Annotated in this window: 23 protein-coding genes; 3 read left to right on the top strand and 20 right to left on the bottom strand. The window is 61.3% G+C overall.

Features of this window, described 5'->3' with window-relative positions:
- Nucleotides 1-4: 4 nt before the first annotated feature.
- A complete protein-coding gene (locus ABFY71_RS04175) occupies nucleotides 5-283 on the top strand; it encodes a hypothetical protein (RefSeq protein ID WP_347944805.1) in 279 nt (92 codons plus the stop codon).
- A gap of 391 nt (nucleotides 284-674) precedes the next feature.
- Here ABFY71_RS04175 and ABFY71_RS04170 read toward each other — a convergent pair whose 3' ends face one another.
- The 7 genes from ABFY71_RS04170 to ABFY71_RS04140 form a co-directional block, all read right to left on the bottom strand.
- Complete coding sequence (locus ABFY71_RS04170; RefSeq protein ID WP_347944804.1) at nucleotides 675-1,238, bottom strand: Panacea domain-containing protein; 564 nt, start codon at nucleotides 1,236-1,238, stop codon at nucleotides 675-677.
- Nucleotides 1,239-1,406: 168 nt separating this feature from the next.
- Entirely contained in the window at nucleotides 1,407-3,218 is a 1,812-nt protein-coding gene (locus tag ABFY71_RS04165) for a cell wall hydrolase (protein ID WP_347944802.1), read from the bottom strand.
- A gap of 3 nt (nucleotides 3,219-3,221) precedes the next feature.
- Entirely contained in the window at nucleotides 3,222-6,191 is a 2,970-nt protein-coding gene (locus ABFY71_RS04160; RefSeq protein ID WP_347944801.1) for a hypothetical protein, read from the bottom strand.
- Nucleotides 6,191-6,712: a hypothetical protein gene (locus ABFY71_RS04155; RefSeq protein ID WP_347944800.1), complete on the bottom strand. Its 522-nt coding sequence runs from the start codon at nucleotides 6,710-6,712 to the stop codon at nucleotides 6,191-6,193. Before ABFY71_RS04155 ends, ABFY71_RS04160 begins: the two co-directional genes overlap by 1 nt.
- Before the next feature lie 148 nt (nucleotides 6,713-6,860).
- A complete protein-coding gene (locus tag ABFY71_RS04150) occupies nucleotides 6,861-7,535 on the bottom strand; it encodes a hypothetical protein (RefSeq protein WP_347944799.1) in 675 nt (224 codons plus the stop codon).
- 6 nt (nucleotides 7,536-7,541) lie between these two features.
- Nucleotides 7,542-8,417, bottom strand: coding sequence for a hypothetical protein (locus tag ABFY71_RS04145; protein WP_347944798.1), 876 nt, complete (start codon nucleotides 8,415-8,417; stop codon nucleotides 7,542-7,544).
- A 570-nt stretch (nucleotides 8,418-8,987) separates the two neighbouring features.
- On the bottom strand, nucleotides 8,988-9,311 hold the full coding sequence (locus ABFY71_RS04140) for a hypothetical protein (RefSeq protein WP_347944797.1): 324 nt from the start codon (nucleotides 9,309-9,311) through the stop codon (nucleotides 8,988-8,990).
- Between the two features lie 349 nt (nucleotides 9,312-9,660).
- On the opposite strand from ABFY71_RS04140, the gene ABFY71_RS04135 reads away from it, so the two are divergent.
- The gene (locus tag ABFY71_RS04135; RefSeq protein WP_347944796.1) at nucleotides 9,661-10,671 is read left to right on the top strand and encodes a tyrosine-type recombinase/integrase; all 1,011 of its coding nucleotides are present in this window, start codon (nucleotides 9,661-9,663) and stop codon (nucleotides 10,669-10,671) included.
- Here the strand turns inward: ABFY71_RS04135 and ABFY71_RS04130 are convergent.
- From ABFY71_RS04130 to ABFY71_RS04085, 10 genes are all read right to left on the bottom strand, one after another.
- Entirely contained in the window at nucleotides 10,668-10,832 is a 165-nt protein-coding gene (locus ABFY71_RS04130) for a hypothetical protein (RefSeq protein WP_347944795.1), read from the bottom strand. The two genes, ABFY71_RS04135 and ABFY71_RS04130, sit on opposite strands and share 4 nt — an antisense overlap.
- A gap of 78 nt (nucleotides 10,833-10,910) precedes the next feature.
- Nucleotides 10,911-11,270, bottom strand: a complete 360-nt coding sequence (locus ABFY71_RS04125; protein WP_347944794.1) for a hypothetical protein — start codon at nucleotides 11,268-11,270, stop codon at nucleotides 10,911-10,913.
- Entirely contained in the window at nucleotides 11,267-11,833 is a 567-nt protein-coding gene (locus tag ABFY71_RS04120; RefSeq protein ID WP_347944793.1) for a hypothetical protein, read from the bottom strand. The genes ABFY71_RS04125 and ABFY71_RS04120 overlap by 4 nt, the downstream gene beginning before the upstream one ends.
- A gap of 378 nt (nucleotides 11,834-12,211) precedes the next feature.
- Entirely contained in the window at nucleotides 12,212-14,686 is a 2,475-nt protein-coding gene (locus ABFY71_RS04115) for an AAA family ATPase (protein ID WP_347944792.1), read from the bottom strand.
- 402 nt (nucleotides 14,687-15,088) lie between these two features.
- A complete protein-coding gene (locus ABFY71_RS04110; RefSeq protein WP_347944791.1) occupies nucleotides 15,089-15,931 on the bottom strand; it encodes a hypothetical protein in 843 nt (280 codons plus the stop codon).
- On the bottom strand, nucleotides 15,931-16,161 hold the full coding sequence (locus tag ABFY71_RS04105; protein WP_347944790.1) for a helix-turn-helix transcriptional regulator: 231 nt from the start codon (nucleotides 16,159-16,161) through the stop codon (nucleotides 15,931-15,933). Before ABFY71_RS04105 ends, ABFY71_RS04110 begins: the two co-directional genes overlap by 1 nt.
- On the bottom strand, nucleotides 16,158-16,424 hold the full coding sequence (locus ABFY71_RS04100; protein ID WP_347944789.1) for a helix-turn-helix domain-containing protein: 267 nt from the start codon (nucleotides 16,422-16,424) through the stop codon (nucleotides 16,158-16,160). The genes ABFY71_RS04105 and ABFY71_RS04100 overlap by 4 nt, the downstream gene beginning before the upstream one ends.
- A 191-nt stretch (nucleotides 16,425-16,615) precedes the next feature.
- Complete coding sequence (locus tag ABFY71_RS04095; RefSeq protein WP_347944788.1) at nucleotides 16,616-18,019, bottom strand: site-specific integrase; 1,404 nt, start codon at nucleotides 18,017-18,019, stop codon at nucleotides 16,616-16,618.
- A gap of 286 nt (nucleotides 18,020-18,305) precedes the next feature.
- On the bottom strand, nucleotides 18,306-19,157 hold the full coding sequence (locus tag ABFY71_RS04090) for a division plane positioning ATPase MipZ (RefSeq protein WP_347944787.1): 852 nt from the start codon (nucleotides 19,155-19,157) through the stop codon (nucleotides 18,306-18,308).
- A 154-nt stretch (nucleotides 19,158-19,311) separates the two neighbouring features.
- A complete protein-coding gene (locus tag ABFY71_RS04085; protein WP_347944786.1) occupies nucleotides 19,312-20,403 on the bottom strand; it encodes an NAD(P)-binding domain-containing protein in 1,092 nt (363 codons plus the stop codon).
- A 108-nt stretch (nucleotides 20,404-20,511) separates the two neighbouring features.
- On the opposite strand from ABFY71_RS04085, the gene ABFY71_RS04080 reads away from it, so the two are divergent.
- Nucleotides 20,512-20,763, top strand: a complete 252-nt coding sequence (locus ABFY71_RS04080; RefSeq protein ID WP_305579595.1) for a DUF2188 domain-containing protein — start codon at nucleotides 20,512-20,514, stop codon at nucleotides 20,761-20,763.
- Between the two features lie 57 nt (nucleotides 20,764-20,820).
- Here the strand turns inward: ABFY71_RS04080 and ABFY71_RS04075 are convergent, their stop codons facing one another.
- From ABFY71_RS04075 to ABFY71_RS04065, 3 genes are read right to left on the bottom strand one after another with little or no spacing between them, the layout of a single operon-like run.
- Nucleotides 20,821-21,873 carry an ABC transporter ATP-binding protein gene (locus ABFY71_RS04075; protein WP_347944785.1) on the bottom strand — a complete coding sequence of 351 codons (1,053 nt, stop codon included), beginning with the start codon at nucleotides 21,871-21,873 and terminating at the stop codon, nucleotides 20,821-20,823.
- Nucleotides 21,874-21,882: 9 nt separating this feature from the next.
- Entirely contained in the window at nucleotides 21,883-22,968 is a 1,086-nt protein-coding gene (locus ABFY71_RS04070; RefSeq protein ID WP_347944784.1) for a Gfo/Idh/MocA family protein, read from the bottom strand.
- Entirely contained in the window at nucleotides 22,965-23,984 is a 1,020-nt protein-coding gene (locus ABFY71_RS04065) for a Gfo/Idh/MocA family protein (protein ID WP_347944783.1), read from the bottom strand. The genes ABFY71_RS04070 and ABFY71_RS04065 overlap by 4 nt, the downstream gene beginning before the upstream one ends.
- Nucleotides 23,985-23,986 lie beyond the last annotated feature (2 nt).

The following is a 23,986-nucleotide window of genomic DNA, read 5'->3' as shown; positions in this document are numbered from 1 at the left end:
ATATATGAACGAGGCGGTGACGTTTGATGAGGCCGACTGGCGCCAACTGACCGGGCACGACAAAAAGGCGCTGCGAACCCTCGCCCGTGTGTCGATCGACTTTGAGCCCCTGGCGAAAGCATCCGGCGTTGGTCAGAAGAGCATGGACGCTTTAATCGCAAAGGACCTTACCGTGGAAGGCGCGCCATCGCTGCATGGCCGGACCTTCAAGATCACCAAGAAGGGATGGCTGGCTGTCGAATGGCTACAGGGTCGGCGAACTCGAGTATATCCTGAGAGCTAGCCGCAATTCTCCCCATAATACTTCTTTGCCCAGCGCGGGGTGAAAGGTGACGCCTCTATACCCTCACACACTCGCGAGAATACTCCGTCTGACAGGCGGTCTTTCGGCGTATAAACCCAGCCAGCGACACATTTTATTAGCAGGTCCGAACGGACTTGCGCCGCTTTCGCGTAAAAGATGAAGCTAGGCTTTGTGATAAAGCCGTGGCAGCCGACTTCCAACTCGCAGGTTGGATCGTGCTTTACACCATCCTTGATTGAGCTAACAGACAAGAACAAGTGCTGACCATTGGAGCATACCTTGGTCATAATAATGAAAAGGTGTTTTTGGTCCGGCGACTCGAAGGTGCCAGATGGCAGAAGCAGCGTATTCTGCGGCTCCGGCGAGTAAGTCACTGTGCGTAGCTGAGGGCCTGATCTAAACTGCGAACCGTTTCGATCTCGTTGGCTATTTCGGCAGTGTGTCCTTTACCGAGAAACTTCAAAACCCGTTCATAGGGAATGGCCGCAGAAGAGCCCTTCGGATCTTCCCACTCGCCGCAGTGCGTGTGGGTCCAGTCACGAACAGCATAGCGATCCATCCCACCGAAATCACTCCAGACGGCCTCCAAAGTGTCGAGCTCAGCGTCGCTCAGTTCGTCTAGGTCGTCGGTCGTCAAGCTGCTTTTCGCAACGCCAACATTGTAGCCCGCGCGATCGGATACGAAGACATCCCAATTGGCCCGGTCTTCCTGATAGCCATTCACATAATCGAGCGTGGTCGACGTCACCGGGCCGTGGTCCATAGACACAAAATTATCGAACAGAATAGGTAGGTCGTGCCGGGAGAGATGCTCACGGTCCCCAATATACAAAAGCTTCGCTAGCTTGAGCACATTGATCGAGCCTCCTTGCTTCAAAGCAAAGAATGCTGCGACCTGCGCGGCTTTGCGTGTTTTATATCCGAAGTTGGGCATGATCTCTCCGAAAGGCGTTCAGTAGCGTTGCCGCTATGCGCCAATCCTATGGCCTGCAATGTATCGCATTTCGATTCGTTCCGCCAGTCTACCGTGTCGGCACCTGCATCGTCGAACCGCGTTCTCCGAACGGCCGACTGCTATAATGGGAAAACCTAAAGAGCAAAGTCACCGCCAGCTGTTGCTGTCCGGGTCGTATGACCGCTTGCCGCTGCTGGAACTGGTGCTCGAGCCTGGCGTGGTCCGGCCCGACGATAGGCTGGTGAAGCTGCCATCCGAATTGGCCACTTTGACCTCGCCGGTGCCCGTCACATAGTTCTGACCGATATTGTAGCTTCGGCCCGTGGCAGTGCCGCGGAACGACCCGCCTGAACTGCTGCCGCCACTCGACTGCCCACTCCCGCCGCCACCGAAGGCCGATGCGATGGCAGCAATGCCAGGCGATGCGACGCGGGGGACGGGTGCGCGGGCATAGCCCAACGCCGCCGCAGGCGACGCAGCCAAGCGCGACTGAGCAATGACGCCGCCGGGGCGACGCGCCGGCACCTGGGGCGATGTGATGGCCACCCGCGTCTGCGGTGTCTGCGGCGTGGCGGGTCGACGCGGCGGAACCTGGGGCACCGCGATTTTGGGCGCCTGATCGGGAAAGAGACCGTGCGCCATCAGGACGTCGGGGCCGGCATTGCCGATTACCGAAGTGTTGGTCAGACGGGACTGGTCCTTGCGGTCGTTGATCGTCGAGGCCACGCGGGGCGTGAAGTCAAACACCGTAGCGAGGTCAGCGAAATCGAAGGGCTGGCCGGTGTCGGTGATGCGCGACGGGGCCGCCCGCTCCATCCCAGCGTAAGACGGCGGGGCGCCGATGGTCATTGGCGTCGGCTTGGCCTGCTGTGGCGCCGTGCGCTGCGCGGGCATTGGAACGCTCTGGACCGTTCGCGTGGTGGGCGGGCCGCCGACGGCTGACGGCTGAATATCGGGCAGGCGAGCCTTGGCGGTGCGGGCAGCCGGTGGGCCCTGTCCGTTGTCGGCGCGCTGTTGGGCGGCGGTCATCACCGGCTTGGGCTTCACCCATGCCTCGACGGCGGCCTGCGTGCTGGGACTGACGCTGCTTCGGGCGGCGGTCATGCTGCGCGAGATCAGATCGGCCGGAGCCCCGCCGCGCTGGCCTGCCTCCTGGCCGGCAAAGGACTGGCGGGTGCCCAGGGGCATAGGCGGAGCGGCCGGACGCAAGGAGCGCTGCAGCGCAGCGGCCAGCGCCGGGTCCTGCATGGCCTGGGTGTTGCGCGCCGTGTCGGCGATGCCGCTCGACGAGAACAGATCGTTGGTGGTGATCGGAGCCCGAGCCGGCGCGCGTCGGGCGGTGTTCGGGAAAATGTCGCTGGCCCAACCCGCTGCACCGGCCATCGGCGACACTACGGCGCCGTCCTGCAGCCGCGGGGTGTTGGCATTCGCAGCAGGACCAAACATATCGGCCAGCGAGCGCCGGCCCTGCGCGGCGGCGATGCCGCTCATGCTGTTGGAGATCAGATCAGACGGCACGTTGCCGCGGGCGGGCGGCATCTGTGGGACGGGTGCCGATGGCGTCAGCAGGGCACTTAGCGCTTCGACCGGCACAGGCCGTGAGCGATAGAATGTGTGCTGCTTGTAGCTTCCCGTGCTGGGCATTGAGTCTGCCCAATATGGATCGACGGAATCGGCATGATAGTGGTCGGCGCCCTGCGTCGGATCGCCCGGCTGCTTGGCAAGCTGCCAGGCCGCTTCCGCAGCGGTCATGACGGCGGGGTCGCGTTGGGCAGCGACGGCGGCCGGGCCCGGAGCGAAGAAGCCGGTGTATTGGTGCGGCTGGCGCACGACCTCGGCCGGATCGATGCCGCGAATAGCGGCCCGGTTCAAGATCGTCTCGCCGACCCGGCGCATGCCCTCATCGCCCTCACCGAAAGCTTCGGCGATCATGGTCAGCAGGATGTCGTTCTCGTCCATTGCCTACCTCGTAACCGCGTCCATGAGTTCATCGGGCTGCGTCCGGTCCTCTATGTTTGGGGCCGCTTCTTCTGGGTCGTCTTCGGCGTCCATCAAATTGATGAATGTGGAGGCCTCGTTGCCCAGCCATGCGCGCACCTTGCGTGCCATTGCTGTGCGGTTGGCCGGGTTGTTCTCTTTGAGCAATTCTGCAGCAAACTCTGGGTTGAGCAGCGCCTTGTCTGTCATTCGTTCGATGGCATCTGTTTGGGCGCCCCGAACCGCGCGCCGCGCAACGACAGCGGCGATTGACGTCACCAGGTACGTCCCGCTGACCTGACCCCGCATGTAGGCATAGAACCGGCTCTGCAGCGTTTCTGGCGTCAGAACCTGGTTGACGCTTTGGGCAGTGCCAGAAGATGCGGGTGCGCGAGCGCGGACACGCAGATCAGTGTTGTCGAGAACATCGGCAATGGCACGGATGTCGGCAAGATGCTCGGGATTGTCGCGGTAGAGGCGTTCGGCCACCGCGGCGGTCGCCGGCTTGTCGAGGAATGACTTGAGCCAATCGCCGCGCCACATCCGAGGGCCATTCATCGACCGCTCGGCGCTTTGGCTTTCCGTTCGAAGCTTCTGCCAGAAGGCAGATCGAGCTCCTTCGACTGCACTTGGGTTGTCGCCAATAAAGGTCAGAAGCTCGTCGGCAGCAGCAGCGGGATCCTTGGCACTGAGGACTTCGGAGACGGCCCGTTCCGCGTTCGCGTCGGAATATTGCAGGTAGCGTCCAACCGGGCCTTTGCCTGAAACCGTGCCATCAGAATTCCCGAGATCACGGGTCAGGGCGGTCTGAGCTTCGGTCCGATCTGTCAGGCGCCCACCGGCTACCGCTGCCGCTTCGACATCTGCTCGCAGATCGGGAAAGCGATCAAACGCTCGGGTGAACTGGTCAAGATACTGCTGCAGGCGGACCGGCGTCGTGCCTTGTCGCTGGATACCGCCCAGAATTTCGTCCTTCACGGCTTCGCGCACCGAGCCGCCATGCGAGGTCATGTCGGTAGCGGCCAACAGCCGGTCGATATTGGACGCCTGCTTGGTGTCTGGCTGTACGAAGCGTGGGCCAACTGCGCTGTCTGGCAGATCAGGGCGGCCTTCGCTGCGAGCCAGTGTCTGGGCGATTGGGTCGTTCGGGCGGTTGAATTGCTCGTTGACGCCGCGCGACACCGACTTGGCGTCGTCGATCTGCGCGCGCAGGGCCGGATCGACCGCGTCGCTGTCGAGATAGGCGTTGACGTCGTCGAGCAGGGTACCGATGGCGTTGGCCCGGTTGCGGTCTGGGCGCTCGCCTGACGTGGCAGCGCGCTGCTCGTCGAGCAGCTTGGATCGCATGTCGAGGACTTCGCGCAGCTGGGTCTCTGTGACCGGCTCGTCTGCCGTGCCCGACAACTGGCGTGGAATGTCCACCGTTGGGTCGAGATCGGCTGTGGCCTGCCGCCGTGCTGTGGTGAGGCCGCCGCGTGTCTCGTCGAGCATATCGGCCAGCGGGTTCGGATCGACCTGACCGTCCAGCCCCTGCCAAGCGTTGCTCTCGACTTCGCGGGCAGAACGGTTGGCGTTGGTGAGACCTTCGCGGATCGTGGCGCCGCGCTCTTCTGCGGCCATGCGGGGCGACAGGTTCGCGATGTACTGGTCGAACTCGCTCTGGGCGTTCTGAGTGCCCTCGGCAGCCGCCGACAGCCGCAGATCGCGCTGCGTCTCAAGCTCGCTTCGGAATGCGCCGGGGGTCTGCTGGGGCGCGATGGCCTCCATGACCTGATCGACCGCTTCGTTGTTGGTGCTGCGACGGGTCGTGAACATGCCGGAATTGGGACCAGACTGGCGGCTGTATTCCAGCGACGCGAGGCCGGGGTTCTGTGTGGTGTCTGCCAGGCTCTCTTCGAAGCCGGGGATGATGTCGGAGGGCCGCGTCGTGTCGCTGCGAGTAATCGCATCGAGGAGAGCGTCGGTGTCCATCGGGCCGTCTGTGCCGTCGAGACCGCCGGCCTTGCCTATACGATCGACGACGGCGTCTTTAACGACCTGATCGACATAATTGGGGTTCTGGCGGATGGCGTTGAATGCATGACCGAGACCCTTGGCCAACGTGCTGCCAATGCCGTAGACACCCGCGCCGCCCAGCGCTCCGACCATATCGGCCACTTGGCCTTGTTGAGTGTCTCGATCGACAAACATGTTGGCAAAACTGGCGCCCAAACCTGCAGCTGTTGCGCCGGCTGTTTCGGCGGCAACGAACTTGCTGGGCGCTGCAGCTGCCGGTGCCACGAAAGTCCTCACCAGCGGATTTGCGGCCTCTCTTGCCACCTTCGCCCCCATCTGGCTGCCTTTGGCAGCAAGTCCGACCACTGGCAGTGACGACGCACCTACTTCCTCAGCAACGCGGCCCACAACTTTCTGAAAAGGGTCCTGCGGCTGGGGGGCTTCGTAGTCCGTCGTACCGAATAGCGTCCGCGCGTCGTTCAGGTTTTCGCTACCCCCGATTGGGTTCGGGCTCGTCTTGAGCCAGGACTGGTCACCAGGCAGAATGGTGTCGGCCCCACGCATGCCCATTTCGATGGTGAAGTTGGCCGCGTCGATCGGCAGGCCAGCAACATTCGCCATACCCTCGCCGAAGCGGTCACCCGCGATTGCGGCGGTGCTGCCAGCATAACCGAGCGCACCCATCACGTTGTCCATAAAACCGGGTTCTGCGCTGGCTTCTGGCGTGTTGAATTTCTGGCTTGCTGCGCTGCCGGCGGCGAGTGCGTCAGTGTAGGCAGCCGATGACGCTGTGGCAGAAGTTGTCGCCTCTTCTCGTCGACGCCGAGCGCGGCCCAGCGCCAACGCACGTTCTTGTTCTGGGGTTTGCGGCTGAGCCTGCAAAATCTGGCGCACCTGCTCGTCGCTGGCGCCGTCTGGAACTTGGATTGTCCGGCCTTGGAACTGGATGATGCGCGCCATCATGCCTCTCCCAGCTGATCAATGTCGACACCTGAAGTGTCGAGAAGGGAGCGGAACAGGGTGGTCCTGGCCGCCGTAAGGTCTGAATTGATCCGCTGTTCCGCGATGGTGAGGCAGAGGAAGGTCAGGGCTGTTTCAATGGTCTGGCAGAGGATGGCACCCTGCAGGACCGACCCCTGAATTGCAAAAGGCTTCTCTTCGCTGCGCGGCTGCCCCCAGCATTGGATCAGGTACCTGACCCCTCCAAAAATCCGGCCGAAATCCTTCAGGGCTTCGCGGTATTCGCTGGCACTCAAGAACTGGTACATTTGAGCGAAAAGCTGAAGTAGCAGCTGCTTCTCGGCCTTCGAGATAGGCGTGCTCTTTGTGGCTACGGCACTCACCCGCAACAACTTGAGCGAGTGGATAAAGCAGTCGGTCGCCTGCGGGAAACCCTCCGCAATACCCTGAGCGATGAAGCGCTCGATATCGGAGACAATCAGTGAACTGCTGGTGGTCGGAACATCGCTATGCGGAGCCACTTGAACACCCTCCCACGGCCACGAAAGGCCCAATGGTTGAAAGAGCCAGCAATGGTTGCCGGCGATGGGTGCGGTGGCACGAGTCCGCGGTCGATCGTGCCATGCCAGAATACCGCGCTTTGACGTAGTTGGCGAGCATCAAAGCCTCCTACGATCCCGAGAAGGATTCAACAAAACCGAGCAGCGCATCCGAGGGGAAATCCAAATTCTCGGGGTGCGCTGGCATGTCGGCAATTGCGCTCGGCACGGGGAGCAACGAGCGCGCTGCAACCTCTTCTGTAACATCGACCAGCAGGCAGCTGTTGTGGAGCACGTTGCGGAAAATGCGGAGCGCATTCCGTAGCGCATATCGCCGGCGGGGCTTCGCGTTCCGCTCGACCTCGGGCAGATGCCAAAATGCAATGGCGTGCCCAAGCATCAAAAGACCGTGCATGGTCTGGTCCGGTGTAAGCCCAACCGGCGGCGCCGAATAACCGGCCTCGGCAGCATCACCAAGCGCACCGCTAATCCTAAGAAACTGCTCCTGGCTGAGTGACTGTGTGGCTTTGCCGAGCGCCAGCTTCTCAACCTGCAAAAGCACCATGTCGACGTTGAAAGCGAAGTTGTGCTCTCGGCCAGCGTGCTGGAGCCGAAAGATTATCAGGCCGACCTCGTCGTTCGGATCGTCGAGGACCTCTTCGGGACAGTCAAAGATCCCATCGTCGCTGTTGTAATGCGCGTGCATTGGCGCGCCCTGTGCTTGTTCCACTTCCAGAAAATTATGACCATTGCGCGCGTCATGAAACGGGCGATTTAGCCATGTCTTTTGACGCGGAGCCTGCACGCTGGACTATGGTGTGTTGACGCGAGTCTTGGAATCTATGTCCCAGATTTTGGAGAGAATGCGGAGGGTTTGGTCCGAATGTTCCCGCTGGGCTTCATGCATCAATGCGTTCAAATTGGCCTCTTGTGAGGATCCAAAATACGGGCGTCCAGTCAGGCAAAGGCTGTCTGTTTCGCCTACTACCCGCCCCTGCCAGTTATCTAACAGCCCATGGTCTCCGGATTTTCGCCCCATGTGGACGATCAGCCCGTCAAAAAAGAAACGAAAGATTGGTATTGAAGGCAAATCGAACCCTAGGGACTGCATGTCGATTTCCTGGGCCATAGGACCAAGCACTTGGGGCTCCCCGGCGTCAGTGAGAAGCAGCAGGGTTGCAGGCCAGTCTTCAATCTTGGGCTCAACCTCCCCAACAATGACCCGCCGCAGATAGTCTAGGTCTTCAGATGGAAGGTGAATTTCTGCGAAGCGAAACTGCGTACTAGCAGCGCAGCGCCAAAGGACACTCAGAAAGAACAGACGCAGCTTTTCAGTGTCGACGTCGGAGATGGTGATTATCTCAACGCCGTCGTCGCCCAAGGCAGTCCGCGACGAGTTTTCTGCCAACGGAAAATGTCGCCAGGACAGCCCGTGGCTCCGGAATATCTTCGCTGCCTCTGTGTCGATGTCTCGAAGGCGCTCTTCTCCCTTTCGACTACATAGCTCTCCGTCTGTCCAGCTGTTGAACACCAGTCTCGGCCGCGCACCTAGTTCGCCCAACTCAATTCGATGTGCTTGGCCCAAGGCCTTATCCCCCAAGAACCTAGGGATGATGTGCGACTGAGCAAAAAGCCCTTCGGTGCCCAACAACTGGCATGTACCCTGCCGCTTCTCGCGCTTCGTCATGTCACGCCTTCTTCGGTCGAACCTTAGACATAGTGTCTGAAAGTTTGGGAGAATTGCAAGTTTCTCTGGCCGTGGCCCGCGTACCCGTTTGGCACGTTTCGAGTATCCGGCAGGGGGCGGGGTCGGCCTTGCTACCTGCGGCCGATGCATGTGCTACGCTCGCGCCCCAGCTAGGGAGGAAACGTCATGCGTGCGATAGGAATCGCGTGGGTAGCGCTGGTAGTTGCTGGGTGTTCGCCGAGCAAGCCGGCGCACTACTACGTGTGGTGCGACGACAAAGACGCAATGGGCTGGACCCTCATCGACTTCGAGGAAAACGCGCAAGGCTACATCCTGGCTTGCACCTATCAATCGCCCGGCAAACAGCAATCCTATACGGCCAAGTGCACTGATAGCGGGTGCGATTGACCCTCTGAAAACAGGGTATACTAGATTAGCAATACAGTGGTCTTGCCTTTAATTCCAAAGGCTTGCGCCTGTCAGTTGGGCACGCATTGGGCGCAAACAGCAAAAAAGCGTCCATTCGAACGGTTCTTGCAATGGAAAAGGGGCGCCAAGGCGCCCCGCATATCATGCTGCTTCGATGATCAAACCGCGGGCCTGGCAGAGATCGCGTAGCGCCAGCGCGCTGGCATACGTGACATAGCCTTCGGCCCAGGCTTTGCCGTCATCCTCGATATCCAGCTCGGCCGGCAGGGCCTGAACTTCTGCAGTCGAGGCGCTGCGCGCCTCAACAATGTTGCGGAACATTTCAACGGCGATATCAAAGTCGCCTGCCACGACCACGCTCACGACGTCGGTGGGCGAGGGTCTTCTGAAGTCACCAAAGATCCTGAAGGTGCAGGCAGAAGCTTTGCGAGCCGCGCGCACGGCGGCCAGATCGATAACGTTCATTTTCTGTGGCTCCAATACCGCTTTGCAGGCGGTTTTTTGCATCCGGGGTTGCAAAGTCGGCCACAGAGTCGACCCCACATGCCTTTAGCCTTGCGGCTTGGACATTCGCATGTGGACCCCGGACATCTGAAAAGGAATGAAGCATTATCACTCTGTGGCGTTCGCTGGCTTTGCAGGCCTGCAATAGATAGAGCACAGAAAAAACGGCTAAGCAACAATAAAAGCGAAGTATGTTTTGTATTCTATTTCATTATACAAACCATACTACTGTCCTGATCTAGGATGTTTACCGTTTATTTTATTTACACTTCTATTGCATCGATTAGTGGGGGATTTTAGGAGGACTATTTTGGACGAACATTCTGCACGGGCAGCGATTGGCTATCTCACCCAACTATTAAGCGAATTAGGCGCCCAAAGCGCTCGACAGCCGGTCGCCGCCGTGTGGGATATCTACCGCTGGCAGCACGTAGAGCCCAACCTGGCGGGCAAGCAGCAAGCCGATTGGTGCTGGCAAAACCTCCGACTACACTTCGGAGATGCGGACGTGGCTGATATCGATCAGCGCATGGTCAACCGGTATGTGGCGGCAAGGGTCACTGGCCAGATCGGCCGCGTGGCAAAGCCGGTCAGCGCCCGGCGAGAATTGGCGTATCTGCGGGCAGCACTTCGATATGCTGCTGGTCCGCACGCTCGCCTATTCCCCGCTTCGATGCTGCCAGACTTCAAATTGCCGAAAGGCAGCCCACCGCGGGAGCGCTGGGTCACGATTGCTGAGTTTCAGCGGCTCTTAGACGCCGCGCGGACCATGAGGCGAGGCGCACGGTTATCGAAGCTTGAGCTGTTCCTGTGGCTAAGCATCGAAACCGGCGGCCGCAGGCAGGCGCTTCTCGAACTGACCTGGGGGCAGGTGGATTTCGAGATAGGTGTGGTTCACCTGGACACGCCTGGGAAGGTCAGGACGAACAAGAGACGGGCATCGGTGCCATTGTCGCGCAACCTGCGCCTGGTGCTCGAGCGCGCGCACGGCGAACGGCAGAACCACCTGGTGTTGGGCAATGCCAATGCGGGGCTATGGAGAAGCCTGCAGGTTGCTGCGATCAAGGCGGGGTTCTCTGACCAGCAGATAGTCCGTGGGCAGAAGCCGAAGGCCACAGGGATCTCGCCACATGCCTTTCGGAGATCGGCCGCGACCCTCATGGCGCGAAATGGGGTGTCGTTCTATACGATTGGCCAGGTGCTGGGCATCAGCGCCGCAACGGCGGAGAAGCACTACGCGAAACACGCCCCCGTGCCAGCCTCACAGTCGACCGATTTCATCACCGGACCGACGATGTCATTGGTGGCGCCGGAAGATTAGCGTGTGGGGGTCATCATCGGGGCGACCAGGCGGCTTACCACCCAGCCCAGCGCTGCCGGCCCCGCCGCAAACGCCATGCAGGCCACCGCCACAGCGACCAGGGTGGCTTGCACCATCACCGCTACGGTCACCGCAGCAACAATCATCGAAAAAACGTCCATACTACCCTCGCCGAGGTGATCAGTTGGCCGTGGCGCTCTTGCAGGGGCGATCTTACTCCATTCCCTGCAGGATGGAAGCTAGTCAAAAACGCTGCTGCCAGCGGCCTGCACTGACGGCCTGGCCGGCGACCGACTGACTGCGGCCCCCTCGATAAGAGGGCGCGCCCGCTCCTGCTGCTCTCGCCGAAGGGAAGCAATGCGCGCGTTCAACTGATCGGAGCTCATTTCATGGGGCTCCATCAACTTGCTGGGGTCGTCGCTCTTGGCATCGAGCAGACCGTTCGCTCGAAACACCTGGCCGATAATGGCCGCCGCTGCCGATGGCGGCGTTCGGGGATCCTCGAGCTTCTTGATCGCCACCTCTGTCGCCAGTTCGGCCGCATAGAGAAGACGCTCGTCCAATGCCAGCAGGCGCTTCACTCTGTCTTCGCTGTTCACCCAAACACTCCTTGGTGCCCGTTCTGGGCGCAATAGGCCTTCCAGGCCCGCTTCTCTGCCTTGAGCTCAACGAGCCGGGCTTGCATCTGTGCAATGGTCATGTCGTTTGGTGAAGGGGCGGGCCCCAAGCCAAGGGCTGCCAGCATCTTGGCGCCAACTCGACCATCCTGCGGCCCTGGTGCATGGGCGCGAAGCCACGCATCGTACCGGGCGCGCTCGTCGGGTGGCATGGCCGCCAACCGCTGCTCCCGCTCGGCCACCGCCCGCTCCACCTTTTTGGCCTTGTCCATCTGGCGACGTGCAACGACTGGAGAGGTACTGTCGGACCACTGACGCAAACCCCACGTCTCGCCGGCCGTCGATTTCCCGCCGTGATAGACGCAACGCCCACCGCGCCCGGAACCGGGCTGGCGGCACGGCAACCCGGTGGACTTCGCCTTGGCACCACACCGCGGCATGGATTGAATCAGCTGGAGATTTGCGAGTGCCCGCTGGTGCAGGACAAGTTGTCCTTCATCGGAGAGCGCCCACCTGGTCAAAGGATTGTCGTGGCTGCCGCTCATGCCGCCCGCTCCCCAAGCCGCATAATTTGGATGGGCCTGTGAGGTCTCGCTCCGTCAAGGCAGCTAGGACGTCTGTTCCTTTGTGGCGTTTCTCCACTCCTGGGCAATCCAAGGCCGACTGCTCCAATGCGACGCTCCAGGTGCACCAGCCCCCTAAAGGGGAGGCTGTCGCACTGTCGCATGGAGCCTGCGACGGGTATTTTGCGACAGGTATTTTTTAGCTGTCGCATCGTCGCAAAAACCACGTTTTGCTGGGGTTTCGCCTGCGCCGACCGACCTGCAAAAGGTGACATACAAACAGCACCTGTCGCATGCCCGGAAGTGCGACAGGTGAAATAACCTGTCGCAAACCGCCTAAATCTTTGAAATCGTTCATGTTTAAACATTCGACCGGGCCTCAGTCGCTGGGGTCACCTGAATGTACTGTCGCGGCTTCCGAGTGGTCGGATCGGTGCGGTGGACCGCCTTAATAAGCCCCGACCCTTTCATGCTCTTGAGCACGGCAAGCACTTCTTGCCTGTCTTCGGGGTCGGAAATCTCCAGGCCCAGCACTCCAGCGACCACCGAGCCCGCCCAACGATCCCGCGAATTGGCGCTGTCGAGGTATTCGCCGCTCGACAAGATGTCCAAGATGGCCCGCGTTTGATCACCCTCGACGATCTTGGAGACAGCGGTCGGCGTGTATTCGGCGACAACGCCAACGCTGTCCCCCTCGGTATATTCCGGCGTGGCGTTGCCCAGGTGCTGGCTGCGTAGGGCCATCCACTTCGTGTTCTTGCTGGCCGGCGCGGTAAGATTGTCCTTCCCTTGCCCGAAGCGGAAATAGGTGCGCGGGTCCCCCTCGAGCCCCAGGGACCGCATTTCTTCTTTGCTGGGCCGCGTCAAAGTCCGCACAGCGCGAGCAGCGTCGACCAGCGCCCCGCCGCCGCGAGCGTCTTCCGCGGTGACCTCCTTGCCTCCCAGCTTTCTGGCGTGATGGACCAGTTCGATGCTGATGTTGAGCTCGTCAGCGATCTGGGCCCAGGTGCGGGCAACCAACGACATGGCGTCATTGTCGTTCTCGGTGACGCGGTGCGAACTGATGAACGGGTCGATCGTTAGGACATCGACGCCGCGGGCCCTCACGCCCTGCTTTATCGCTTTGACGTCCGGCGCGTGGATCGTGGCGCCGTCCTTGGTCTGGGTCGCCACAGTGATCGGCGTGCTTCGCCCGCTGTCGAAATAAAACCGGCCTTCCAGCTCGGCCGGGGCGATGCCGTAATAGAGCATGGCGCCATGAACGCGCCGCTCCACTTCTTCATAGGGGTCTTCACCGTTCCAGATCCATGTCTTGAAACGGCCATGGGGCATCACGCCCAGCAGCGGGCGTTTCGTCGCCATGGCCAAATTCTCGACCATGCTCAGGCTGGACTTGCCCAGGCTGCCGGGCGCGACGGTGGCGCTGATGAATTTGCGCAGATAGTGACCGCCATATAGCCACTCGCGGGGCTGGATGGTGGAGGGGTCCCGCCAGACAAAGGGCGACGGCATGATGACGCGATCGCCCTCTTTTTCTTTCACGGGGTCCTCAACCGACTCCCAGACATCGCTGACCTTCATCCTGATGGAATACGTCATCCCGCCGTGGGCCTGGCTCTCGATGCGGGTATCGCCCCCGCCGTTGAGGATGATCGCCAGGTTGCGCCCGGCCCCGTATTCCGGCTCGAGCGGGTCGGGGCATGTCAGGCCGTCATACCGTCCCGGCGCTTGGCTGATCTCACGGGCAGTGACAACGCGACCATCGTCAAGAACAATGGGATAATCGCCTTGGAGCACCAGCTTTTCGACCGCACAATCGTGGTCTTCGGAGAAGGCCGTGAATTTGGAGGGTGTGAGGGCCGGAACTTTACCGCGCAGCAGCTGCATATGCTCAAGGCGCGTCCGCTCGGCCTCGTCGGCCTTCCCAGCACGGAGATCGTCTTCAATACGCTTGAGCTCGTCTCGCTCTGCGGAAGTAAGGTCCGGCAGCAGGCTTGTGTCGAGGAAGCCGCCATCCCGCACGATCGGCGCGCGGGCACCTGGAATGAACTCCAGGTCGCTCGATTCCAGGATCGCTTGGCCTTCATACCAAACCCGCGACTGATCGATCGATGCCATCACGTCGATCAGCGTCTTGATCAGGATGCGCCCCGACGCGGTGACATGGGCCCAACCCCACCCATTCAGGACCAGCCGGTCCTTGAGGACCTGGGAGAACCGGGGCACGTCCTGGCCGTCGCGAACAAAGCAATAGCGGTGCAATCCAGCCGTGCTCGATGTTGCCTGGCCGGTGCCCTTATGGCGAATGCCCGTCGACATCGATGGGCGGGACACATCCGCTGCTCTTGCAAACTCAGGAAAAACGGCCTCGAGCGGCGCCCGAAGCGTTTGCCCATCGAGCTTGGCGGTGATGTGGCTCGGATACTCTTTGACATCAAAATCAAGAGGCAGGATGCCGGGGCCGTCCGGGGTCTTGAAGTATTTTTTCGTGCGGGAGATTGCCCCGGCGGTCCCTTCGACCTTGTCGTCCACCACCAACGGCCACGTATTCTTCTCACGCGGTGGCGGCACGCAGATCAGGACCTGGCTCACGTCGAGCCCCTCGAGATCGGCAGCCAAACCAGCAGCCATTTCGGAAGCGCTGCCCGCCAGCTTGAAGGTTTCCGCAGTGCCGGAAACAAGTGGAGCGTCGCCGCTGCGCTTGCTCGGCTTGCCGCCGACGGCAGTGAACCGCTTTGCTATTGGCCGGTCGCTGGTGACGATGGCGTAACGCACCGCCAACAGCTCCCCCTGGTCTGGAGTCTTGGTTTCTGGGAAGATTTCTGATATGGACATGACTGTTGATTGACCTCTTGACCGAGTGGCCCTGGCCGGGGCGCTCGGTCGTTTCGTTTGTGGTTGCGACCCGCGGCTAACGCGTCATTTCTTATGAGCGGTGTTGTCGATCACCAGGCGCAAGTGACCGCCGGAGGAAGAACTGGCAGAGCGCGTCGGTCGAACGCGCTGCATCAGGCGTGCCATGCTTTTTCCCGGCACCAGGTACCGGCCCTCGACCAGCGCGGCCCGCAGCGCCCCTGATTGGATTTGATCCCTGACCCAGGACTGGGACCTCCCGGCCAATGCGGCGCATTCGCGCACTGTGAGGGCGGGGGCGACTGTGGGAGTGCTGACCAGGGCGACAGATGGCATGAGGACCTCCTTGAGTGGGGGCGAGAATGATGAACCTGCGCGCGTCATTCAAACGCCCGATCCGATCGACTTCTGACGCGTGGTGAAAACCGCCTCCCGCAGATCCTGGATTTCGTGCATGGCCTCGGCCAACCTTCGGCCCCGAAGACCCCGCAGGTGCGGGTAGCTTTTGGAGGTCATGGCCTGCAGACGCAGGCTGTCAAAGGCATTCAACAGCGCGACGTCGTCGGACAGCTGTTGAATGCGAGCGTGACCAAAGGACTTCAGCTCCCTTCGAAATGACCGGTCGACAGATCGCAGCGCGTGCCTGTCAATGTGCGCAACCGATGACCGGACATCACCATCCTCGTCTCTCGGAAGCCCCTGGTTCAAGAAGGCGCAAATGTCAGTGGTGCTGTGGGGTCCAATGGTGAACCGCGCCGCGGTGACGACGCGCACGGCCAGGGTTCGCCGGTAGCGGGGGTTATCGAGGTATTGTTCCCCGTACTCTCGAAGAAGCAGGTCAATGGCCTGAACGGGCCCACCATACTTCTCAAATACCCGGCAGCGCTCTCCTTGAACCAGCCGATCGACAAGCTCCATCACCTTGGGGTCTGCACCAGACTCCAGCCGCTCCGGCGGGACGCCGGCCTCCCGCAGGGACTGCACAGCACGGCGCCGTGCATCCCAGTCGTTTTCGATCAGGCGCCGGTTGACCCTGCTCATCATGCCCCGCATTTCGGGGTCGACTAATGCAGAGATCGTCTCCTGATCGAGAGGCGCCCAGGCGCCCGGCAACACGAAGTCGAGGTCGTTAAAACCGAAAGCCGTCCAGAAAAACTCGTAGTTGCTGTCCGGCGGCGGGTTCTTTAACGGCGCGTCATTATGGGCTTCGGTTTGACGCGTGACCATCACTTCGTCCCCCGGCCGGCGAGCCAAGCGCGTACATCGGCGACGCGATATCGAGGACATTTTTCGATGATGGTGATTTGCGGCCCGCGGCCGGCGGCTGCCCAGTTCTTGAAGGTCTGGGTGCGAAAGCCGGTGATCTGCTCAAGCTGGCGCCGAGTTAACAGGGCGTCGCCGGGCAAGGATGCAATATCGACGGGCTGGGCGGGATCGATCTGATGAATGGCGTTCATTGCACCACCCGCAATTTGGCCTGGCGTGCCGCAGTGGCGCGGGTGGACGGCGTCCAGTCCTGCGCCGAGGCCAGATACTCGATTATGCTTGCGGTGGTCACCATGGTGCGATTGCCCAGGCGCTTAAATGCCAAGCGACCATCGCGACCCATTTTGTAGGCTGTAGGCGGGGATACCTTGAGGATGCCGCAGGTCGCGGCAACGGTGTGTAAGGGGACCTCACGCCACTGCGGGCTGCCACCCGCGCGGATATCGTGCTGCATGGTTGTGTCTCTGTTGAAAAACCAAAGGCGCGCCGCCAAATCAGGGCAGAGGTTTCACAGCGGGTAAGACAGAGACGACAGGAAAGCAGGAAAGAGATCGCGGCACGTCAGCTTTATGTCATTTAATAGGGCGACATGCAAGTCATTGTTTTTGCTAGTCTTTTGTATGTCACTTTGACATACACAGGTACTCAGTAGAAATCCTCTTCATATTCCACTGGCGGCGCGGGAGGCCGTTCATCGGGATCAATGCCCGCCTTCCTGAGCTCTTCGTAATAGTCCTCGCGAGCCTCAGCATCCTGCTGCTGGAACCGAATTTCTGCTTCCATTTCTTCCTGGGTTTGCGGTTTACGTGGCCCGATGAAAACTGGGCCAGTGAAGCGCTTGCCGAACGGGTGCTTGCGCCGCTCAAGTTGGGAGATGTGATCGGCCCACTTAGTGAAGGCGTCGCGCATTTCGGATGGAGCCGAGTTTTTGTTGTAGATGGCCTCTAGACCTTTTCGGGAATGGTTGATGCAGATGGCGCCGATGTCGACGTCAACGCGGAGCTTGTCCAACCCGGTGCGGAAGGTCTTGCGCAGGTCATGAAACTTGAAGTGGACGCCCGACGCGATGCGCAAGCGGCCGAGCATCGCTGAGAACCCCTGCATCTCTTTGCCGGTCTTCCAGCTCGGAAAGTACAGGTCGCTGCGCGCGTCCTTCTCGCACTTCTCGAACAAGGCCTTCATCTTCGGCGTGACCGGCAAGTTATGATCCCGGCCAGATTTGGTAATCCTCTTCGGCAACACCACCAGGTCGCCCTTCCGCATCGCCCTTGAAACTTTCGACGCCTCCGTCCGTCGGCAGCCGCTCAGGATCAAGAACTGGATATAGCGGCCGAATGCCGAGCCCTCATTGCCGGCGGCAATCCAGATTTCAATCAGTTGCTCATCAGCAATGACGTCGCCTTCATCGTCTTCTTTGTCGAGCCGGTCGGAGCGTGTCGACTTTTCGGACTTGTGCGAGATGATCGGATTGATCTCGAGAACCTTCTGCCGCACGCACCACGAAAGAAACGCGCGACACCGAGACCAAAAATTGTCGGCCGCACCTTGCTGGTCTTTGGCGATACGGTCGCGAATGGTGACGTATTCGGAGGCAGCGACATGCGCGACGTCACGATTAAGCAGATGCTGGAGGTTGCGCCGAAGCGTGCTGATCGTGCCGGGTCGGTCGACGTATTTTCGCCTTTGCAAATCCAGATCGTAGGAGTCGATCAATTGGCTGATTTTAGCCCGCTCGCGGCGTTTAAGCTCGGCGCGCTCAGCCGCCGGATCCTTACCAGAGGCAACGTGGCCCAGGATCACCCGCGCAAGCTTACGTGCGTCTGCCGCGGTTTCGATGTTGCCCGGCGTGCCGATCTTGAAGCGCCTCGCCGGCACCGACCTGCCCGCTCCGACTGGCCGGTACATCACGATGTATGTCTTGGCGCTTTCTCGAACGCGGAGCCCAAAGCCCACCACTTCAGAATCCCAGACGACGAACTCTTTCTTCCCGGCCGGCAGAGCGGCGGCCTTCACGACGGCATCGGTGAGCTTGACCTTTACAGTGGCCATTATCGTATTCTCCTGGGCAGCACGGGGGCAGCACCACTATTGAGTACCAAGGAGTACCTTGATAATCCATGAAGTACCTAGTTTTCCCAGGATATACAGGGGTTTGAGGCTTCTCAAGTACCGTCAAGTACCTCCGAGTACCTCATATAACAGTCTTGCCAAGGTTAGGGTCGTGGGTTCGAATCCCATCGCCCGCTCCAATCTTCTCTCTCGCAGGAGAAGACACAATGAAAAGGCCGGACAGCAATGTCCGGCCTTTCGTTTTTCAGGTCCGGGCCTTTGGGCGCTAGGCCGAGCGGCGCAGCGGCTCGGACAGGGCGCTGGATGGCCTTGGCAGGCGCAGGGCGGCGACCAGGCTGCGATATTCCTGACGCGCATTGACATGCGACATCGATGGAGCGCCGCCGAGTAGATCGGCGTCGAGCGGATCGAACACCGTCATACCCACGGGAAACAGCGAGCGGAAGATCACCCGCTCGGCAATGCCATCCGCGACGCGACAGCCCAGCCGGGCCGCCACGCGCTCGATGGCGCTCTGCACCTGGCTGGCATTGCGCGACCCCAGATTGGCAATACGGTTGCGCACCAGCACCCAGTCGGTGCCGTTGCCGGTGCTGGCCAGGCGCTCGGCCCGGGCGCGCTGCACATTGCGCGAATAGGGGCTGGTTTCGATCGGCTCGCCGGTGCTGACATCGATGCGGGCGAGCACGTCGAGATCGATCATGCTGTCATTGATCGGGGTGATCAGCGTGTCGGCGACGCCATGGGCGAGGCGCGCCAGATTGCCATCAAAGCCGGGGGTGTCGATGACGATATAGTCGGCCTCATCGCGCAATTCCGCCATCGCCTTGGTGAAGATATCGAGTTCGGTGCGCTGGTTTTCGCGGATCGAATCGCCCCAGGCAGTGGGCAGGTGCACGTGCCGGGGCATCGGCACCGTGCGGCCAGTGGTCTCGAGCGTCGCGCGACGGTTGCGGACATAGCGCGTCAGGGTCTGCTGCCGGCTGTCGACGTCGACGGTGGCGACACGATGGCCCTGATGCAGCAGATAGACGGCGAGGTGCAAGGCGGTGGTTGACTTGCCCGAGCCACCCTTTTCATTGCCCACGGCAATAATATGCGCGCCGGTGTGCCCCATTGTGGTCTCTCCAAATCAGGGACGATCCCTGTGGTCCATCAACTGCCACCGTGGTTAACAAAGCCCTAATGGGGCGGTGGGGAAGGGCTGACAGCATGGGTTTTCGACCGTTTTGCGGTGCGCGCCATTGGCCAGCGCCCGATGGCGACCCGCCTCAGCGCAAATGCTCGAGCAGTTCTGTCGCTGCTGCCGCGCCGGCACGGTTGGCGCCGATGGTGGAGGCGGAGGGGCCGTAGCCGACCAGATGAATGCGGGGGTCGCGCGCCACCTGCGTGGCCAGGCGGCCGGTCATGGTGATGCCGCCCGAAGGCTCACGCAATTGCAGCGGTGCCAGGTGGTCGAGCGCGCTGCGAAAGCCGGTGCACCACAGGATGACATCGACCGCAAGTTCACGGCCATCCTCCCAGCGCACGCCGGTCGGTGTGATCGCGGTGAACATCGGCTGGTGATCGAGCACGCCGCGCTGCTGCATGGCGATGATGGCCGGGCTGCGCGGCAGGCCGGTGACCGAAACCACCGAGCCCGGCGGCAGGCCCTGGCGGACGCGATCTTCCACCAGTTTGACGGCGGCGCGGCCGTCTTCGGGGGTGAAACTGCCATCGCGAAAGCGCGGCGGCGTGCGGCTGACCCAGCTGGTTCTGGTCACACGGGAAATCTCGTCGAGCAGCTGGATCGCCGAAATGCCGGCGCCAACCACCAGCACATGCTGGCCGGCAAATTCTTCGGCGGTCCTGTAGTCACGGGTATGCAACTGGCGACCGGCAAAGCTCTCGGCGCCGGGATAGTGGGGGATGAAGGGCTTTTCCCAGGTGCCGGTGGCGTTGATCAGGCCGCGGGCGGAAAACACGCCGCGATCGCTCTCGATGCGCAGGCGCTCACCGCGATTGCAGACCACGCTGACTGTGGCCGGTCGCAGCACCTGCAAATCGAACCGCTCCTCATAGGCGGCGAAATACTGCGGCACGGCGACCGCCGCTTGCACGCTGTCGTCGCCGCCGGCGCTGGCGGCAAAGCTCATGCCGGGCAGGTCGTGTACCCGGTTGACGGTAGACAGGGTCAGCGAGGGCCAGCGATATTGCCAGGCACCACCCGGCTGGGGGGCCGCATCGAGCACGAGGAAGTCGCGGCGCGGCAGCAGACCCCGTTGCTTGAGGTGATAGGCGGCACTCAGCCCCGCCTGCCCGGCCCCGACAAGGACGATATCGAGCTTGAGCGCGACGCGGGCAGACTGACTTTGTGATGGCACGCACGGCTCCTATTGGCTGGCTGGCCATGTAAGGTGCGCTGGCCAGACTACAAGCCAGGCAACCTCGGCACGGCGTCTGGCGTTGCCTCCCGCACAAGGAGAATCAGCATGGCACATTTGACCTATGAGGTCGTCGAACATGATGGCGGGTATGCCTACAAGGTCGGCGACGTATTTTCGGAGAGCTTCCCAACCCATCAGCAGGCCCATGACGCCGCCGCAGCGGCAGCAGAGCGGCAGCGCGCCAGTGGCGCCAGCGAGGCGATCGAATACCAGGACAGCACCGGAACCTGGCATGAAGAGCAGACCAAGGGCGGCGATCGGCCGATGACCGAAGTCGAGGACAATCTTAAGGACTAGCTGGGGAAACTGCGACCGGCAGCTTCCCCTGGTGCCGGCCAGCAGGGGGCCGCTGGATTAGATCGCGTCGCCGTCCGCATTGAACAGATGCAGGCGGGCCGGGTCGATATGGGCGGCGACGTTTTCGCCCAGGGTCACCGGGCTTTGGCCCTCCAGCACGATATTGATGGGCTGGTTGTCAGTGGTGGTCGCATAGACCACGGTCTGGCCGCCGAGATTTTCCACCAGATCGACGCGCACATCGGCCAGCTTGGCGCCGCTGCCCGGGGTCAGGGTAATATGCTCGGGACGCACACCCAGCGTCGTGGCGCCGGTAACCGGGCGGTCAAGCGCCAGGCTGCCGCCGGCCACGTTGAGCGTGGTGTCGGTCGCGCTGGCCGTCAGGAAGTTCATCTTGGGCGAGCCGATAAAGCCGGCCACGAAGAGGTTCTTGGGGTTGTTGTAGAGATCGAGCGGGGCGCCGACCTGCTCGATGACGCCGGCGCGCAGCACCACGATCTTGTCGGCCATGGTCATGGCTTCCACCTGATCATGGGTCACATAGATCATGGTATTGCCCAGATCATTGTGCAGCTTGGCGATCTCGACGCGCATCTGCACGCGCAGTTCGGCATCCAGATTGCTTAGCGGTTCATCGAACAGGAAGATGCGCGGCTCGCGCACAATGGCGCGGCCAATGGCAACGCGCTGGCGCTGGCCGCCCGAAAGCTGCTTGGGCTTGCGGGTGAGCAGTGGTTCGATCTTGAGAATCTCGGCCGCCTTGGCGACACGCTCGGCAATCTCGGCCTTGGGCATTTTGGCAGTTTCCAGCCCGAAGGCCAGGTTCTGATAGACGCTCATATGCGGATAGAGCGCATAGCTCTGAAACACCATGGCGATGCCACGCCGGGCTGCGGGCACATCGTTCATGCGTTCGCCATCGATCAGCAGATCACCACCGGTGATCGGCTCCAGCCCGGCAATCATGCGCAGCAGGGTGGACTTGCCGCAGCCCGAAGGACCGACGAACACCGTGAATTCACCGGGGTTGATGGTCAGATCAATGCCGTGAATGACGCTCACGTCGCCATAGGCTTTGACGATACGGCTCAACTCGATGTTGGTCGACATGGCGAACTCCTAAGCGGTCCGGAACGAGGCTGGGACCCAGCTCTGATAGAGCGGATGGCCGGGGCCGAGCGGCAGGGCAACGTCCTCGCCGGTCGACGACGAATGATAGAAGGCGGTGACCAGTTCAAGCGAGCGGCGCGAATCGGCGCTGGTCACCGGCAGTGGTGCGGCGCCGATCAGCGCAGCGTGGAACCGCTCCATCTGGGTCTGGAAACGCGATGGCACATGCTGCCAATTGGCCAGCAGGGCATCGATCTTGGCCTTGGTCTGGTCGTTGCGCGGCTGGATGTTCCACAGCTTTTCGCCGGGATTATAGGCGGCGTGGTCGCTCTCGAAGGTGACGTTTTCAAAGGCCAGCCGGATGCGGGTGGTATCATCGGCGGCGCCAAGCGTGGCGGTCAGGCTGGCCAGGGCACCGCTCTGCATCAGCAGCGAGGCCGAGATGGTGTCTTCGACCTCGATCGGATTGACCCGAGTGGCGACGCGACCGAAGACCCTGGCGATATCGCCCATAAGATAGGTGAACAGATCGTGCGGGTGGATGGCGTGGCCCATCAGCACGCCGCCGAGTTCGCTGGCCCATTTGCCGCGCCACGGCACGGCGTAATAATCGGCATCGCGGCGCCAGAAGGTTTCCACCGTACCGCTAAAGGCCTTGCCGGCCAGGCCGGCATCAATGATGGCCTTGGCCTGCTCGATGCCATCGCCGAAGCGATACTGGAACACCGGCATCAGCTTGCCCTTGGAGAGCTTCTCCTGGGCCATGACTTCATCAACCTGGGCGAGCGAGCCGACCAGCGGCTTTTCGCAGATGACGTGCTTGCCGGCCTTGAGCGCCGCCAGCACCATGGGATGGTGCAGCATGGGTGGGGTGCAGATGTCGATAATGTCGATATCGTCCATCGCCAGAACGGCGTCAAAATCGGCGACGCGGCGCTCGATGCCGAACTCATCGGCGACACTGGTCATGCGATCTTCGTTCAGATCGCACAGGACCATTACCTTGAACTTGCCGGCATTGGGCAGATAGCCCTCCACGATATGGCTGCGGCCGATACCGGCGCCGATTACGGCGACATTGAAGGTCGGGCTCATTGTGCCCACTCCGTGCCGCGCTCGGCCATTTGCTGGGCGGTCAGCGCCAGCTTCATGGCATTGAAGCACCGCTCCTGCGGCATGGCCGTTTCGGTGCGATTGCGAACGTCATCGAGGAACTGGCGCCCAAAGGGCAACTCGACACTGGAGCAGTCGATATGGCGCGGCCCTTCAGCATTGACGATAAACAGGTGATTGTCGCCGGCGCGGCCGGCGATGTCGATATATTTGCGCAGTTCGATATAGCCTTCAGTGCCCAGAATGGTCAGACGGCCATCGCCCCAGGTCGGCAGACCCTTGGGGGTGAACCAGTCGACCCGGATATAGCCGGTGGTGTCGGGCGTCCTGACGCTGACATCGCCAACATCCTGCAGGCCTGGACGGTGCGGATTGGCGCGGTTGGCCACATTGGCCGAAACGATTTCGGCATCCATGGCGCCCGAAAAGAACAGGAACTGTTCAAACTGATGGGCGCCGATATCGCACAGAATGCCGCCATAGCGGGCGCGTTCGAAGAACCAGTCGGGACGCGGATTGTTGTTGAGGGCGTGCGGACCCAGGCCGACCGTGTTGATCACCTTGCCGATGGCACCCTGAGCGATCAGATTGCCCGCCTCGACGGTGGCCTTGACCTCAAAGTGCTCGGAATACAGCACGGCATAGATGCGGCCGGTCTCGGCCTGCACCCGCTTGATCTCTTCGAGCTGGGCGAAAGTGGTCATGCCCGGCTTGTCCGAGAGCACATCCTTGCCGTGCTGCATGGCCGCAATCGAAATGGCCGCCCGGTCAGCCGGAATGGCGGCCGTGGTAATGACCGCAATGGAGGGGTCTTCGAGAATTTCCCGGGCCTCGGCCACGCGCCGGGCTTCGGGGAATTTTTCAGCGAAGGCGGCGGCCAGATCGTCTTCCACGGCGTGGAAAGCAACAAACTGGGCACCGGCGCGCTTGAGGCACTCTACCTGGCCATAGATGTGGCTGTGGTTGATGCCGATGGCGGCGAATTTGATATCGGTCATAG

Origin of the sequence: Devosia alba, assembly GCF_039938915.1 — a bacterium.
Classification (GTDB): domain Bacteria; phylum Pseudomonadota; class Alphaproteobacteria; order Rhizobiales; family Devosiaceae; genus Devosia; species Devosia alba.
Note: the sequence above shows the minus strand (reverse complement) of the source record. Positions and strands in the feature narration are given on the sequence as shown.